The sequence below is a fragment of the Nocardioides dongkuii genome (genome assembly GCF_014127485.1).
In the GTDB taxonomy this organism is placed as follows: domain Bacteria; phylum Actinomycetota; class Actinomycetes; order Propionibacteriales; family Nocardioidaceae; genus Nocardioides; species Nocardioides dongkuii.
Map to the genome: position 1 here is coordinate 1,214,180 of NZ_CP059903.1, position 14,352 is coordinate 1,228,531.

A 14,352-nucleotide genomic window follows, 5' to 3' on the forward strand; every position below is an offset into this window, starting at 1 on the left:
GCGCCTTCGCTGCTCGACCACCGCCGGCGCGCGCGGACACAAGCGCCGACTCGGCGTATTGGTGGTCGCCTACGCTCGCGGCGTGACGAGGGATGCTGCGGCGCTGGACCGGGCCGATCCGCTGGCGGCGTACCGGGAGCGGTTCGTGGGGGCGGCGACGCCGCTGGTCTACTTCGACGGCAACTCGCTCGGGCGGCCGCTGGCGGTGACCGGGCCGCGGCTGCAGGCGTTCGTCGAGGAGGAGTGGGGCGGCCGGCTGATCCGCGGGTGGGACGAGGGCTGGATGGAGCTCCCCGAGCGGATCGGCGACGGCCTCGGGCGCACCTGCCTCGGCGCGGCCGCGGGCCAGACGGTGGTGGGGGACTCGACCACCGTGCTCCTCTACAAGGCGATGCGTGCCGCGGTCGCGGCGCGCCCCGGGCGCAGCGAGATCGTGGTGGACCGCGACAACTTCCCGACCGACCGGTACGTCGCGGAGGGGGTCGCCGACGAGTGCGGCCTCACCGTCCGCTGGATCGACGTCGACACCGCCGCCGGCGTGACCGCCGACCAGCTCACGGACGCGGTCGGGGAGCGCACGGCCCTCGTCGTGCTCAGCCACGTCGCCTACCGGTCCGCGTACCTCGCCGACGGCGAGGCGCTGACCCGGATCGCCCACGACGCCGGGGCGCTGGTGCTCTGGGACCTCTCGCACTCCGTGGGCTCGGTCCCGGTCGCGCTGGACGCCTGGGACGCCGACCTGGCCGTGGGCTGCAACTACAAGTACCTCAACGGCGGCCCCGGCTCGCCGGCGTTCGTGTACGTCGCGGCGCGGCTCCACGACGAGATCGTGCAGCCGGTGCAGGGCTGGCTGGGCGCGCGCGAGCCGTTCGAGATGGGCCCGACGTACCGCCCCGCCGCGGGCGTGCGCCGGATGCTGTCGGGCACGCCGCCCGTGCTCGGCATGCTGGCGACGCAGGACATGCTGACGCTCCTCGAGGAGGTCGGCATGGACGCCGTGCGGCGCAAGTCCGTCGACCTCACCGACCTCGTGGTCGAGCTCGCCGACGAGGTCCTGGCGCCGCTCGGGGTCGAGGTCGCCTCGCCCCGTGACAGCGCCCTGCGCGGCGGTCACGTGACCCTGAACCACCCGCACATGCGCGAGGCCACGGCGCGGCTGTGGGAGCGCGACGTCATCCCCGACTACCGCGATCCCGACGGACTCCGGATCGGCCTCTCGCCGCTCTCGACGTCCTTCACCGAGGTGCGCGCCGGGCTGGAAGCGGTTCGCGAGGTGCTGGAGGGCCTGACAGGCTGACGCCATGCGCTTCCCCCGCCCGCTCCGTCCCGGTGACGCCATCGGCGTGACCTCCCCGTCCTCCGGCATCCGGCCGTCGTACCAGCCCCGGCTCGAGGTCGCCTGCGACGTCCTCCGGAGCCGCGGGTACGACGTCCGCCTCGGTGAGCAGGTGGTCGCCGCGCAGGGTGGCGTGACCGGGACCGGCGAGCAGCGCGCCGCCGAGCTCACCGCGATGCTCGTCGATCCCGAGGTCCGTGCGGTCGTCCCGCCGTGGGGTGGAGAGCTGGCGATCCAGGTGCTCGAGCACCTCGACTGGGACGCGATCGGCGCCGCCGAGCCGACCTGGCTGGTCGGGTTCAGCGACCTCACGACCCTGATGCTGCCGCTCGCCACCCGGCTGGGCTGGGCCTCGCTGCACGGCGCCAACCTGATGGACACGCCGTACGCGCAGCCCGAGGGCCTCCTGCACTGGCTCGACGTCGCCGAGGCCGCCGCGCCGGTGACCCAGCGCTCCCCGGGCCGCTACCGCACCGGCGCCTTCGACGACTGGGAGAAGGACCCCGCCGTCAGCGAGCACGAGCTGGACACCCCCGGCAGCTGGGAGGTCGTCGGCGGGGGCGGCCTGGACGTGACCGGACGGCTCGTCGGCGGCTGCATCGAGGTGCTCGCGCCGCTCACCGGGACGCCGTACGGCGACGTGCCGGCGCTCGGCCGCTCGCTCGCCGACGACGGCCTGGTCGTGTACGTCGAGGCCGCCGAGTCCGGCGCCTTCGAGATCGGCCGGGCGTTGCACGGCATGCGCCTCGCCGGCTGGTTCGACGAGGCGAACGCCGTCCTGGTCGGTCGTACGTCGGCGCCCGACGCCGAGGGGTACACCCAGCGCGAGGCGGTGCTCGACGCGCTCGGCCCGCTCGACGTACCCCTGGTCCTGGGGGTCGACTTCGGCCACGTCTGGCCCTACCTGCCGATGGTGAACGGCGCCCTCGCGCACGTCGCGGTCGACCACCACGGCGCGGAGATCACCCAGAGCTGGGGCTGATCCCGGGTCAGTGCACCTGCGAGCGCCAGTCGTCGGGGACCCGCCCGGCGGGGCCGGGCACCGGCTGGTCGTCGGGGTGCGCCGTCGGCGGCGCCAACGCCGGCCCGAGCACGCCGACCTCGCGCTCGTAGTCCCAGAACCAGTCCTCGCCCGGCTCGAAGCTCTGCACGACCGGATGCCCGCTCGCGCGGAAGTGCGCGGTGGCGTGCTGGGACGGGGAGGAGTCGCAGCACCCGACGTGCCCGCACCGGGCGCACCGACGGAGGTGGACCCACCAGCCGCCGGCGGCGTCGCACTCGACGCAGCCGGGGCCGCTGGGAGGGGCGGTGGGGTCGATGGCGGTCATGGGCGGTCCTTCCGGTCGTGCACGCCGCGGACGACGCGGGCGGGGTTGCCGACCGCGACCACGTCGGCGGGGAGGTCGCGGGTGACGACCGAGCCGGCCCCGACGACGGTGTTCGCGCCGATCGTGACGCCGGGCAGCACGATCACGCCGCCGCCGAGCCAGACGTTGTCGCCGAGCGTGATCGGCTCGCCGGCCTCCCACGTGGCGCGCCGCGTCTCGGGGTCGATCGGGTGCGTGGGCGTCAGCAGCTGGACGTTCGGACCGATCTGCACGTCGTCACCGATGGTGATCGCCGCGACGTCGGCGGCGACCAGGCCCCAGTTGGCGAAGCAGCGTGCGCCGATGCGGATGTTCGAGCCGAAGTCGACCCGGAGCGGCGGCCGGAGCGCGGTGTCCTCGCCCACCGACCCGAGCAGCGCCTCCAGCAGCTGCCGGCGCAGCGGCCGCTGCCGGGTGGTGGTGGCGTTGTACGCCGCGCACAGGTCCGCGGCCTCGTCGGACATCGCGCCGAGCTCGGGGTCGTCGGCGATGTAGAGGTCGCCGGCCATCATCCGCTCGCGCATCGAGCGCGGGTCGTGCGGATCGGGGGACCGGGCCATGCCGCGAGCCTAGGACGGACCACCCCTAGGCTTCCAGGATGCCGACGACCAACGACCACGGCCAGCAGGTGGGCGACGAGGTCGCCGGCTGGTCCCCGCGCGACCTCCCGCGGCCCACGCTCCTCGAGGGCCGGTACGTCCGGCTGGAGCCGCTCGGCGGCAGCCACGCGGAGCCGCTGCACGCCTCGCTCTGCGGGCCCGAGGACGCACCGCTGTGGACCTACCGCACCGCCGAGCCGCCCACCGACGTCGCCGAGATGGCCCGGCTGGTCGCGGCGCACGCCGGTGACACGGACACGGTGACCTGGGCGATCGTGCCGGAGGGCCGGTCGGCCGAGGGGCTCGCGACCTTCATGCGGATCGACCCCGACCACGGCCAGGTGGAGGTCGCGGGGGTGCTGTTCGCCCGCACCCTGCAGCGCACCCGCGCCGCGACCGAGGCGATCCACCTGTTCCTGCGGTACGCCTTCGAGGACCTCGGCTACCGCCGCGTCGAGTGGAAGTGCGACAGCCTCAACGAGCCGTCCCGACGGGCGGCGCAGCGGCTGGGCTTCACCTACGAGGGCCGGTTCCGCCAGCACCTGGTGGTCAAGGGCCGCAACCGCGACACCGACTGGTTCTCGGTCACCGACACCGAGTGGCCCGAGGTGCGGGCCGCCCACGAGGCCTGGCTGGACCCGGCGAACTTCGAGGCCGACGGCACCCAGCGGGCGCCGCTCGCCCGCCGCCCGGGCCCGACTCCCGGCCCCTGACTGTCGGTCGGCCGTGGGAGGGTCGGGCCATGGAGCAGCGGATCAGCTTCCTCACCGTCGCGGTGCGCGACCTCGACGCCAGCCGGGCGTTCTACTGCCGGGGCCTCGGGTGGGCCGCGGAGCTCGACGTGCCCGGTGAGGTCGTGATGATCCAGGCGGGGGAGCGGCTGGTGCTCTCGCTCTGGGCCGAGGCGGCGTTCGAGGCCGAGGTGGGCCCCGTCGGTCGCGGTCCCGGCGTCGCGCCGTTCACGCTGTCCCACAACGTGGCCACCCGCGAGGAGGTCGACGCGGTCCTCGCGACCGCGGCCGCGGCCGGCGCCGACCCGGTCCACGCCGCGGTGGACCGCGAGTGGGGCGGGTACACCGGCTACTTCGGCGACCCCGACGGCTACCGCTGGGAGGTCGCGTGGAACCCAGGACCCATCGGACGGAAGGTGCTGCCATGACCGACACCCCCTCGCGGAGGCCCAGCGACGACGACCGTCGGCGCCTCGACGGCCGGGCCGTGGAGGCCGAGCAGCTCGCCGACTGGCGGGCGATGTTCGCCACGCTCCAGGCGCGCTTCCGCACCGGCGACTTCGCCACCGGGCTGCGGCTGGTCACCGAGATCGGCGCGCTGGCCGAGGAGGCCGACCACCACCCCGACCTCGGGCTCACGTACCCGCTGGTCACCGTCCGGCTGAGCAGCCACGACGTCGGCGGGATCACCCAGCGCGACGTACGCCTGGCCCGGGCGATCTCCGAGGCGGCGGCCGGGCTGGGGGTGGCCGCCGACCCCGAGGGCGTCTCGGTCACCGAGCTCGCCCTCGACACCCACGACCACGAGGAGATCGCGCCGTTCTGGGCGGCCGTTCTCGGCTACCAGGTGTCCGACGAGGCGCCCCACGAGCTGGTCGACCCCGACGGCGTGCGTCCCACGCTGTGGTTCCAGGAGTCCGACCGCCGCTCGCCCGACGGCGTCGAGCAGCGCTTCCACCTGGACGTCCGGGTGCCGCCCGAGGTGGCCGAGCGGCGGGTGCGCGACGCCGTCGCCGCGGGCGGCACGCTGGTCAGCGACGAGGTGGCGCCGAGGTTCTGGGTGCTTGCCGACGTCCAGGGCAACCAGGCGTGCGTGACCACCTGGCTGGGCCGCGACGCCTGACCGCATTCCGAGACTGCTGTCCCGTATCCTGGGACGCGGTGACACAGTGGGTGACGCGACGAGACCCGGACGGCTACCGTGGTCGCATGCTCCAGGACATTCTTGTACGCACGCGACGCGCCAGCTGACCCAGCTCAGCCAGCGCGTCACCCCTCGTTGCCCACGCGGCCGAGGGGTTTTTTGTTGCCAGGGTTCGGGTCACAACGATGAGGAAAGCAAGGGAATGAGCGAGCAGATCACGGGCGCACAGAGCCTGATCACATCGCTGGAGGCAGCGGGCGCCGAGAACATCTTCGGCATCCCGGGAGGCGCCATCCTCCCGGCGTACGACCCCCTGATGGACTCCACGATCCGACACATCCTCGTCCGGCACGAGCAGGGCGCCGGCCACGCCGCGCAGGGGTACGCCGCGGCCACCGGCAAGGTCGGTGTCTGCATGGCCACCTCCGGCCCGGGCGCCACGAACCTGGTCACCCCGCTCGCCGACGCGCACATGGACTCCGTCCCGATGGTCGCGATCACCGGTCAGGTGGGTGCGGCGTCGATCGGCACCGACGCCTTCCAGGAGGCCGACATCCGCGGCATCACGATGCCGATCACCAAGCACAACTTCCTGGTCACCGACCCCGCCGACATCCCGCGCACGGTCGCGGAGGCCTTCTACATCGCCTCGACCGGCCGCCCCGGCCCGGTGCTGGTCGACGTCGCGAAGTCGGCGCTCCAGGCGATGACGACGTACGCCTGGCCGACCGAGCTGCACCTGCCCGGCTACCGCCCGGTGACCCGCCCGCACGCCAAGCAGATCCGCGAGGCCGCCCGGCTGGTGCTCGAGGCCCGGCGCCCGGTGCTCTACGTCGGTGGCGGCACCATCCGCTCCGGCGCGCACCGCGAGCTCAAGGTGCTCGCCGAGCTCACCGGCATGCCGGTCGTCACCACGCTGATGGCCCGCGGGGCGTTCCCCGACAGCCACCCGCAGCACCTCGGCATGCCCGGCATGCACGGCACCGTCGCCGCGGTCGCCGGCCTGCAGAAGGCCGACCTGATCATCAGCCTGGGCGCGCGCTTCGACGACCGGGTCACCGGCAACCTCGACTCGTTCGCCCCCGGCGCCAAGGTGATCCACGCCGACATCGACCCCGCCGAGATCGGCAAGAACCGGCACGCCGACGTCCCGATCGTGGGCGACTGCCGCGAGGTCATCAGCGACCTCGTCGTGGCGCTCAAGGCCGAGGCCGACGCGGGCCGCACCGGCGACTACGAGGGCTGGGTGGAGTTCCTCGCCGGCGTGAAGCGCCGCTACGCCCTCGGGTACGACGCCCCGAGCGACGGCTCGCTCGCGCCGCAGTACGTCATCGAGCGGCTCGGCGCGATCGCCGGCCCCGACGCGATCTACACCTCCGGCGTCGGCCAGCACCAGATGTGGGCCGCGCAGTTCATCGGCTACGAGAAGCCCGGCACCTGGATCAACTCCGGCGGGCTCGGCACGATGGGCTTCTCCGTGCCGGCCGCGATGGGCGCCAAGGTCGGCATGCCCGACACGACCGTCTGGTCGATCGACGGCGACGGCTGCTTCCAGATGACCAACCAGGAGCTCGCCACCTGCGCGATCGAGGGCATCCCGATCAAGGTCGCGATCATCAACAACGAGTCGCTCGGCATGGTCCGGCAGTGGCAGACGCTCTTCTACAACGAGCGCTACTCCAACACCAACCTCCAGCGGCACGGCGGTCCGGTGCGGATCCCCGACTTCGTCAAGCTCGCCGACGCCTACGGCTGCGTCGGGCTGGCGTGCGACAACCCCGACGACGTCGACGCCACCATCGAGAAGGCGATGGCGATCGACGACGTCCCGGTGGTCGTGGACTTCCGCGTGCACCGCGACGCGATGGTCTGGCCGATGGTCGCCGCCGGCACCAGCAACGACGACATCAAGTACGCCCGTGACCTCGCGCCCGACTACGACGACGTGAGCGACGACTGGGAGGTCTCCCTGTGAGCCGTCACACGCTGTCCGTGCTGGTCGAGGACAAGCCCGGCGTCCTGGCCCGGATCGCCGGCCTGTTCAGCCGCCGCGGGTTCAACATCGAGTCGCTCGCGGTCGGCCCGACCGAGCACGCCGAGATCTCGCGGATGACGATCGTGGTCAACGTCGAGGAGTCGCCGCTCGAGCAGGTCACCAAGCAGCTCAACAAGCTGGTCGAGGTGATCAAGATCGTCGAGCTCGACCCGACCGCCTCGGTCAACCGCGAGCTGGTGATGGTCAAGGTCACCGCCACCGCGGAGACCCGCGGCCAGGTGCTCGACACCGTCCAGCTGTTCCGCGCGAAGGTCGTCGACGTGGCGACCGACGCGGTCACCATCCAGATCACCGGCAACGCCGGCAAGATCGCCGACTTCCTGCGCGTGCTCGAGCCGTACGGCGTCCGCGAGCTCGTGCAGTCCGGCATGGTCGCGATCGGGCGCGGCTCCCGGTCGATCTCCGAGCGCTCGCTGCGCCCGGTCGCCGTACCCGCCCCGCCCGCCGCCGGCTGACCACGCCCGCCACCGACGTACCTGCCCCACACCGCCATCCACTGAAGGAGAAGCCCACCGTGGCTGAGATGTTCTACGACGACGACGCCGACCTGTCCCTGATCCAGGGGAAGAACGTGGCCGTCATCGGCTACGGCAGCCAGGGCCACGCCCACGCGCTGTCGCTGCGCGACTCGGGCGTCGACGTCCGCATCGGCCTGCAGCCGGGCTCGAAGAGCCGCGCCAAGGCCGAGGCCGAGGGCCTGCGCGTGCTGACCCCGGCGGAGGCCGTCGAGGAGTCCGACGTGATCGTCATCCTCGCCCCCGACCAGCACCAGCGGAAGCTCTACGCCGAGGAGATCGCGCCGAACCTCACCGAGGGCGACACCCTGGTCTTCGGCCACGGCTTCAACATCCGCTTCGGCTTCATCACCCCGCCCGAGGGCGTCGACGTCGTGATGATCGCCCCGAAGGGCCCGGGTCACCTGGTCCGCCGCGAGTACGTCGACGGCCGCGGCGTCCCCGTGCTCGTCGCCGTCGAGAAGGACGCGTCGGGCAACGCCTGGGCGCTGGCGCTCTCCTACGCCAAGGCGATCGGCGGCCTGCGCGCCGGCGGCATCAAGACCACGTTCACCGAGGAGACCGAGACCGACCTGTTCGGCGAGCAGGCCGTGCTCTGCGGCGGCGCGTCGCAGCTGGTGATGTACGGCTTCGAGGTGCTCACCGAGGCCGGCTACCAGCCGGAGGTCGCCTACTTCGAGTGCCTGCACGAGCTGAAGCTGATCGTCGACCTGATGTACGAGGGCGGCATCGCCAAGCAGCGCTGGTCGGTCTCCGACACCGCCGAGTTCGGCGACTACGTCTCCGGGCCCCGCGTCATCGACGAGAGCGTCAAGGAGAACATGAAGGCCGTCCTGGCCGACATCAAGGACGGCACCTTCGCCAAGCGCTTCATCGGCGACATGGACAACGGCTCGCCGGAGTTCACCAAGTTCCGCGAGCAGGGCGAGGCGCACCCGATCGAGCAGACCGGGCGCGAGCTGCGCAAGCTGATGGCGTGGGTCAAGAGCCACGACTCGGACTACACCGAGGGCACCGCCACCCGCTGAGCACCGCTTCGGGGAGGATCTCCGGCACCTGGTGCCGGGGATCCTCCCCGACGTGCGTTCCGGGGCCGCGCTAGCGTCGGGGGCATGGCCGTCTCCGACTCGGTCGCCTACGAGGTGATCGCCCTCCACCTGCAGCACCGCGACGAGCGGCTCGACCACGACGAGTTCCTCGAGGCGATCGACCGCGTCGTCTCCGACGTGGAGACCACCGAGGACGTCTTCGAGCTGGTGCTCGGCCTCGGTGGCGTCGCCGCGGGCGCGATCGCGGCCGCGGCGATCAAGCTCGGCCGTACGCCCGAGGCGATCCTCCAGGAGGCGGCGCTGGCGTCGGCCGTCGAGGAGAACGAGGACTGACGTGCCCGAGGTCCGCATCCTGGCGGCCGCAGAGGACTGGCGGGCGTTCCGGGAGGTCCGGCTCCGCGCGCTCGCGGACGCCCCCGACGCGTTCGGCGCGACCCTGGTCGAGGCCGAGACGCTCCCCGACGAGGTCTGGCGCGAGCGGGCCGCCGCTGCCCGCGGCCGGGCGCTGCTGGTCCTCGAGGACGACCGGCCGGTCGCGATGGGCGGCGTCTTCGTGCCCGACGGGGAGGACCCGATGATCTGGGGCATGTGGACGGCGCCCGAGGCCCGGGGGTGCGGCCACGCCGGGCGGCTGCTGCGCGAGCTCCTCGACTGGTGCCGCGCCCGCGACCTCGCCGTACGCCTGCACGTGACCGAGGGCAACGAGGCCGCGCGCCGGCTGTACGTCGGCCACGGGTTCGTGCCGACCGGGACCTGGGAGCCGCTGCGGCCGGGCTCGGAGCTGCGGATCGAGGAGCTGCGGCTCGGCTGAGCGACCGGCCCGGGAACAGACCGGGGCCACCGCTGCGTTGGGACCACATGCGCATCGAGATCTGGTCCGACGTCGTCTGCCCCTGGTGCTACGTCGGCAAGCGCCGACTGGAGCAGGCGCTGGCGGGCTTCGAGCACCGCGACGAGGTCGAGGTCGTCTACCGCTCCTTCGAGCTCGACCCGACCGCCCCGCACCACGGCCACGAGCCGACGACCGGCGTGCTCGCCCGCAAGTACGGCCGGACCGAGGACGAGCTGCGCGACATGCAGCAGCAGCTCATCGACACCGCGGCGGCGGAGGGGCTGACGCTGCGCCTCTTCGACACCGTGCACACCAACACCGTCGACGCGCACCGGCTGCTCCACCACGCGCTGGAGACCGGGGGACCGGAGCTCCAGGTGCGGCTCAAGGAGGAGCTGCTCGCGGCGTACTTCACCCGCGCCCAGGACATCGGCGACCACGCCGTCCTCATCGCGACCGCGACCGACGCCGGGCTGGACCCGGACCGCGCCGCCGACGTGCTCGGCTCCGAGGAGCACGCAGACGCCGTCGCCGCCGACATCGCCCAGGCCCGTGCGTACGGCGCCACCGGCGTCCCGTTCTTCGTCGTCGACCAGCGGTACGGCGTCTCCGGCGCCCAGCCCAGCGAGGTCTTCTCCCGCCTGCTCGACCAGGCGTGGGCCGAGTCGCACCCCTCGCTCCAGGCCGTCGGCGCCGACGGCGCGGTCTGCGGCCCCGACGGGTGCCCCGTCTGACCGACCTCGGCGGTCGTCAGTCGCCGGTCGGCTGAGCCCCCGCGGGCGTCACCAGGACGACCGCGTCGGCCCGACGCAGCCGCCACCGCTCGAGCAGCGTGCCCTCGGCGCGCAGCCGGCCGCGGACCTCGTCGTACCAGCGGCCCGAGCGGACGACCGCGGCCGTGCCGGTCACCATGTCCGCGGGTCCCGACGGCGGCTCGAGGGTGACGGTGGCGCCGTCGGTGACCCGGCGGCAGGGCTCGCCGGCGGCCGTGACCGCGAACCCCAGCCGCCCGTCGGCCAGGGTGACCACGCGCACCGGCGTACGCACCGGGTCGACGCGGTCGGCGGGGTCACCGGTCGCGAACAGCGACGCCGTCACCCGCGCCACTCCTCCGCGGTGAGGCCGAAGAGCGCGGACTCCCCGGCGTACCACTTCTCGACGACGCCGCGGGGGTGCAGGCCGATCCGGCGCATCACCGCCTGCGAGGGCTCGTTGGTCGTGTGCGTGAGCGCGAGGATCTCCGGCAGGCCGGCCTCGAACCCGTGCCGCAGGACCGCGCGGGCCGCCTCGGTCGCGTAGCCGTGGCCCCAGGAGTCGGGGTGCAGGTGCCAGCCGATCTCGACCTCGCCGGCCTCGGCGTTCGGCAGGGTCAGCAGCAGCACCGAGCCGGCGACCTGCCCGGTCGCGATGACCTCCACGGCCCAGTAGCCGAGCGGCGGCGCCGAGCGCTCGGCGTACGTGTCGACGCGGGCGTGCGCCTCGTCGAGGTCGCGCATCAGCTTCGGCTCGCCGTCGCCGAGCCACTTCACGACCTCGACGCGGCTGAGGATGTCGAGCAGCCGCGGCGCCTCATAGTGGGTCCACGGGCGGATCAGCAGGCGTTCGGTCGCAAGGTGCACCCCCGGAGGATCTCACTGTCGTCACCGGTGGTTGAGCAGCGAAGGCGCACTATCGGTCACCGGTGGTTGAGCAGCGAAGGCGCTCTGCGCCTGAGCGTTGTCGAAACCCGGTGGGTTGACCGGTGGCCTGCGTTGAGATGGGCGGGGACGCTGCGGGGGTCTCGACATCGCTCGTCGCTGGCGCTCCTCGCTGATCGACCGTTGCCTGAGCAGCTCCGAGCGTCAGGATCGCCGAGTCGGCGCTTGTGTCCGCGCGCTGCCGGTGGTTCAGCCCCGCCGGTGGTTGAGAGCGAAGGCGCTCTGCGCCTGAGTGTTGTCGAAACCCGGTGACCCGACGCAGGGCCTCGACCAAGGTCGCGGGGACGCTGCGGGGGTCTCGACGTCGCTCGTCGCTGGCGCTCCTCGCTGCTCGACCACCGGTGGCCTGGGTTGAGGTGGGCGGGGGCGCTGCGGGGGTCTCGACTCCGCTCGTCGCTGGCGCTCCTCGCTGCTCGACCACCGGTGGCCTGGGTTGAGGTGGGCGGGGGCGCTGCGGGGGTCTCGACTCCGCTCGTCGCTGGCGCTCCTCGCTGCTCGACCACCGGGGCGGGAGGGGCTGTGGCCGGGTCGCCGTAGGCCCGCGCACGATTCCGGGGCGACGGGGTGTCTCGGGTACGGTGGCGAACGGCACAGCGTCGTGCACGACCGGCCTCTCGCGCCGGTCCACACACCTCCCACCAACGACTCGAGTTGAGGAATTCCGCTGTGAGCAAGCCCGTCGTACTCATCGCCGAAGAGCTGAGCCCCGCCACCGTCGAGGCGCTCGGACCGGACTTCGAGATCCGGCAGTGCAACGGCGCCGACCGCGCCGAGCTGCTGCCCGCGATCGCCGACGTCGACGCGATCCTGGTCCGCTCGGCCACCAAGGTCGACGCCGAGGCGCTCGCCGCGGCGACGCGCCTGAAGGTGGTCGCCCGCGCGGGCGTCGGGCTCGACAACGTCGACGTCAAGGCCGCGACCCAGTCCGGCGTGATGGTCGTGAACGCCCCGACCTCCAACATCGTCTCGGCCGCCGAGCTCGCCGTCGCGCTGATGCTCGCCGCCGCCCGCCACGTCTCGCCCGCCCACGCGGCGCTGAAGAACGGCGAGTGGAAGCGGTCGCGCTACACCGGCATCGAGCTGTACGAGAAGACCGTCGGCATCGTCGGCCTCGGCCGGATCGGCGTCCTGGTCGCCCAGCGCCTCTCGGCGTTCGGCATGAAGGTCATCGCCTACGACCCCTACGTGCAGGCCGGCCGCGCCGCCCAGATGGGCGTGCGCCTCGTCGACCTCGACACCCTGCTCGCCGAGGCCGACCTCATGTCGGTGCACCTGCCGAAGACCCCCGAGACGCTCGGGCTGATCGGCGCCGAGCAGCTGGCGAAGGCCAAGCCGTCGCTGGTGCTCGTCAACGCCGCACGCGGCGGGATCGTCGACGAGGCCGCGCTGTACGACGCGCTGAAGACCGGCCGGATCGCCGCCGCCGGCCTCGACGTGTTCGCCAAGGAGCCGTGCACCGACAGCCCGCTCTTCGAGCTCGAGAACGTCGTCGCCACGCCCCACCTCGGCGCCTCCACCGACGAGGCCCAGGAGAAGGCCGGCATCGCGGTCGCGAAGTCGGTGCGGCTCGCGCTCTCCGGCGAGCTCGTGCCCGACGCGGTCAACGTCCAGGGCGGCGTGATCGCCGAGGAGGTCCGCCCCGGCATCCCGCTGACCGAGAAGCTCGGCCGCGTCTTCACCGGCCTCGCCGGCGAGGTCGCCCAGCAGCTCGACGTCGAGGTGCGCGGCGAGATCACCGACTTCGACGTCAAGGTGCTCGAGCTCGCCGCGCTCAAGGGCGTCTTCAGCGACATCGTCGAGGAGCAGGTCTCCTACGTGAACGCGCCGCTGCTCGCCGCCGAGCGCGGGACCGCCGTGCGCCTCGTCACCGACGTGGAGAGCCCCGACCACCGCAACCTGATCACGCTGCGCGGCACCCTCGCCGACGGCTCGCAGGTCTCGGTCTCGGGCACGCTGGTCGGCATCAACCAGCGCGAGCGGCTCGTGGAGCTCAACGGGTTCGACGTCGACCTCGAGCCCACCGACCACCTCGCGTTCTTCACCTACAGCGACCGCCCGGGCATGGTCGGCACCGTCGGCCAGATCCTCGGCGACGCCCAGGTCAACATCGCCGGCATGCAGGTCGCCCGCGACGCCAAGGGCGGCCAGGCGCTGGTCGCTCTCTCCGTCGACTCCGCCATCCCCGCCGAGGTCCTCGCCGAGATCGAGTCGGCCATGGAGGCCGCCTCGGTCCGCGCGATCGACCTGGTCTGAGGGCCGCTTCTCGGGGTAGTCCGACACACCCGTGCTGTTTCGCGGCGTCGCAGCAGCACGAGTGTGTCGGACTATCCCGTCAGGGCCACAGGAAGAGCGCACGTGACGGGGAGAGGGGGACCGGACCTCGTCGAGCTGGGACCGGTCGAGCAGCTCCGGGCGGGACGGATGCCCCGCCGGCTGGTGCAGCTGTACGCCGGGCTCTGGCTGTACGGGGTGTCGCTGGCGCTGATGGTGCGCTCCGAGCTGGGGCTGGCGCCGTGGGACGTGCTGCACTCCGGGCTGGCGCGGTACTTCCCGCTCAGCCTCGGCGAGGTGCTGATCGTGACCTCGTTCGTGGTGCTGCTGCTGTGGATCCCGCTGCGTGAGGTCCCCGGCCTCGGGACCATCTCGAACGCGCTGGTCGTGGGCGTCGCCGCCGACGCGACCCTCGCGGTGCTGGACGCGCCCGACGCGCTCTGGGTGCGGATCGCGCTGGTCGTCTCGGGCGTGGCGCTCAACGGGCTCGCGACCGCGCTCTACATCGGCTCCCAGCTCGGGCGCGGGCCGCGCGACGGGCTGATGACCGGCCTGCACCGGCGTACCGGCCGGTCGCTGCGCCTGGTCCGCACCTCCCTCGAGGTCGCCGTGGTGCTGCTCGGGCTCGCGCTGGGCGGGGTGCTCGGCCTGGGCACGGTCCTCTACGCGCTCGCGATCGGGCCGCTGACCCAGGCCCTGCTTCCGTCCTGCACGGTCGCGTTGCTCCCGCGCCGCACGGAGGCATGACAGACTTC

General features: G+C 73.1%; 17 protein-coding genes. 13 read left to right on the top strand and 4 right to left on the bottom strand.

The window, feature by feature from the left end; all coding sequences use genetic code 11:
- Window positions 1-82: 82 nt before the first annotated feature.
- The gene (locus tag H4O22_RS05870; protein ID WP_244963123.1) at window positions 83-1,297 is read left to right on the top strand and encodes a kynureninase; all 1,215 of its coding nucleotides are present in this window, start codon (window positions 83-85) and stop codon (window positions 1,295-1,297) included.
- A gap of 4 nt (window positions 1,298-1,301) precedes the next feature.
- Window positions 1,302-2,318, top strand: coding sequence for a S66 family peptidase (locus H4O22_RS05875; protein WP_182526099.1), 1,017 nt, complete (start codon window positions 1,302-1,304; stop codon window positions 2,316-2,318).
- Window positions 2,319-2,325: 7 nt separating this feature from the next.
- Here the strand turns inward: H4O22_RS05875 and H4O22_RS05880 are convergent, their stop codons facing one another.
- Complete coding sequence (locus H4O22_RS05880) at window positions 2,326-2,664, bottom strand: UBP-type zinc finger domain-containing protein (protein WP_182526100.1); 339 nt, start codon at window positions 2,662-2,664, stop codon at window positions 2,326-2,328.
- Window positions 2,661-3,263 carry a sugar O-acetyltransferase gene (locus H4O22_RS05885; protein WP_220451299.1) on the bottom strand — a complete coding sequence of 201 codons (603 nt, stop codon included), beginning with the start codon at window positions 3,261-3,263 and terminating at the stop codon, window positions 2,661-2,663. The genes H4O22_RS05880 and H4O22_RS05885 overlap by 4 nt, the downstream gene beginning before the upstream one ends.
- A gap of 38 nt (window positions 3,264-3,301) precedes the next feature.
- Between H4O22_RS05885 and H4O22_RS05890 the strand changes: the two genes are divergently transcribed.
- From H4O22_RS05890 to H4O22_RS05930, 9 genes are all read left to right on the top strand, one after another.
- On the top strand, window positions 3,302-4,015 hold the full coding sequence (locus tag H4O22_RS05890) for a GNAT family N-acetyltransferase (RefSeq protein WP_182526101.1): 714 nt from the start codon (window positions 3,302-3,304) through the stop codon (window positions 4,013-4,015).
- Between the two features lie 29 nt (window positions 4,016-4,044).
- Window positions 4,045-4,461 carry a VOC family protein gene (locus H4O22_RS05895; protein ID WP_182526102.1) on the top strand — a complete coding sequence of 139 codons (417 nt, stop codon included), beginning with the start codon at window positions 4,045-4,047 and terminating at the stop codon, window positions 4,459-4,461.
- Window positions 4,458-5,156 carry a VOC family protein gene (locus H4O22_RS05900; protein ID WP_182526103.1) on the top strand — a complete coding sequence of 233 codons (699 nt, stop codon included), beginning with the start codon at window positions 4,458-4,460 and terminating at the stop codon, window positions 5,154-5,156. Before H4O22_RS05895 ends, H4O22_RS05900 begins: the two co-directional genes overlap by 4 nt.
- A 223-nt stretch (window positions 5,157-5,379) precedes the next feature.
- On the top strand, window positions 5,380-7,152 hold the full coding sequence (locus tag H4O22_RS05905; RefSeq protein ID WP_182526104.1) for an acetolactate synthase large subunit: 1,773 nt from the start codon (window positions 5,380-5,382) through the stop codon (window positions 7,150-7,152).
- Window positions 7,149-7,688 carry an acetolactate synthase small subunit gene (gene ilvN / locus H4O22_RS05910; protein WP_182526105.1) on the top strand — a complete coding sequence of 180 codons (540 nt, stop codon included), beginning with the start codon at window positions 7,149-7,151 and terminating at the stop codon, window positions 7,686-7,688. Before H4O22_RS05905 ends, ilvN begins: the two co-directional genes overlap by 4 nt.
- A 59-nt stretch (window positions 7,689-7,747) precedes the next feature.
- The gene (ilvC, locus tag H4O22_RS05915; protein ID WP_280530186.1) at window positions 7,748-8,776 is read left to right on the top strand and encodes a ketol-acid reductoisomerase; all 1,029 of its coding nucleotides are present in this window, start codon (window positions 7,748-7,750) and stop codon (window positions 8,774-8,776) included.
- An 84-nt stretch (window positions 8,777-8,860) separates the two neighbouring features.
- Complete coding sequence (locus H4O22_RS05920; RefSeq protein ID WP_182526106.1) at window positions 8,861-9,130, top strand: hypothetical protein; 270 nt, start codon at window positions 8,861-8,863, stop codon at window positions 9,128-9,130.
- Between the two features lies 1 nt (window position 9,131).
- Window positions 9,132-9,608, top strand: coding sequence for a GNAT family N-acetyltransferase (locus tag H4O22_RS05925; RefSeq protein WP_244963124.1), 477 nt, complete (start codon window positions 9,132-9,134; stop codon window positions 9,606-9,608).
- Between the two features lie 47 nt (window positions 9,609-9,655).
- On the top strand, window positions 9,656-10,363 hold the full coding sequence (locus H4O22_RS05930) for a DsbA family oxidoreductase (protein WP_182526108.1): 708 nt from the start codon (window positions 9,656-9,658) through the stop codon (window positions 10,361-10,363).
- Between the two features lie 16 nt (window positions 10,364-10,379).
- Here the strand turns inward: H4O22_RS05930 and H4O22_RS05935 are convergent, their stop codons facing one another.
- Window positions 10,380-10,727 (bottom strand): hypothetical protein, encoded by a 348-nt coding sequence (locus H4O22_RS05935; protein ID WP_182526109.1) that lies wholly within the window; start codon window positions 10,725-10,727, stop codon window positions 10,380-10,382.
- Window positions 10,724-11,248 carry a GNAT family N-acetyltransferase gene (locus H4O22_RS05940; RefSeq protein ID WP_182526110.1) on the bottom strand — a complete coding sequence of 175 codons (525 nt, stop codon included), beginning with the start codon at window positions 11,246-11,248 and terminating at the stop codon, window positions 10,724-10,726. The genes H4O22_RS05935 and H4O22_RS05940 overlap by 4 nt, the downstream gene beginning before the upstream one ends.
- A 744-nt stretch (window positions 11,249-11,992) precedes the next feature.
- Between H4O22_RS05940 and serA the strand changes: the two genes are divergently transcribed.
- Together serA and yczE are read left to right on the top strand one after the other, a co-directional pair.
- Window positions 11,993-13,579, top strand: coding sequence for a phosphoglycerate dehydrogenase (serA, locus tag H4O22_RS05945; protein ID WP_182526111.1), 1,587 nt, complete (start codon window positions 11,993-11,995; stop codon window positions 13,577-13,579).
- A 102-nt stretch (window positions 13,580-13,681) separates the two neighbouring features.
- Window positions 13,682-14,344: a membrane protein YczE gene (gene yczE, locus H4O22_RS05950; protein WP_182526112.1), complete on the top strand. Its 663-nt coding sequence runs from the start codon at window positions 13,682-13,684 to the stop codon at window positions 14,342-14,344.
- Window positions 14,345-14,352 lie beyond the last annotated feature (8 nt).

Coding starts and splice junctions, on each gene's coding strand:
- H4O22_RS05875 (WP_182526099.1), top strand. CDS start 1,302: ATGCGCTTCCCCCGCCCGCTCCGTCCCGGTGACGCCATCGGCGTGACC.
- H4O22_RS05880 (WP_182526100.1), bottom strand. CDS start 2,664: ATGACCGCCATCGACCCCACCGCCCCTCCCAGCGGCCCCGGCTGCGTC.
- H4O22_RS05885 (WP_220451299.1), bottom strand. CDS start 3,263: ATGGCCCGGTCCCCCGATCCGCACGACCCGCGCTCGATGCGCGAGCGG.
- H4O22_RS05890 (WP_182526101.1), top strand. CDS start 3,302: ATGCCGACGACCAACGACCACGGCCAGCAGGTGGGCGACGAGGTCGCC.
- H4O22_RS05895 (WP_182526102.1), top strand. CDS start 4,045: ATGGAGCAGCGGATCAGCTTCCTCACCGTCGCGGTGCGCGACCTCGAC.
- H4O22_RS05900 (WP_182526103.1), top strand. CDS start 4,458: ATGACCGACACCCCCTCGCGGAGGCCCAGCGACGACGACCGTCGGCGC.
- H4O22_RS05905 (WP_182526104.1), top strand. CDS start 5,380: ATGAGCGAGCAGATCACGGGCGCACAGAGCCTGATCACATCGCTGGAG.
- H4O22_RS05920 (WP_182526106.1), top strand. CDS start 8,861: ATGGCCGTCTCCGACTCGGTCGCCTACGAGGTGATCGCCCTCCACCTG.
- H4O22_RS05930 (WP_182526108.1), top strand. CDS start 9,656: ATGCGCATCGAGATCTGGTCCGACGTCGTCTGCCCCTGGTGCTACGTC.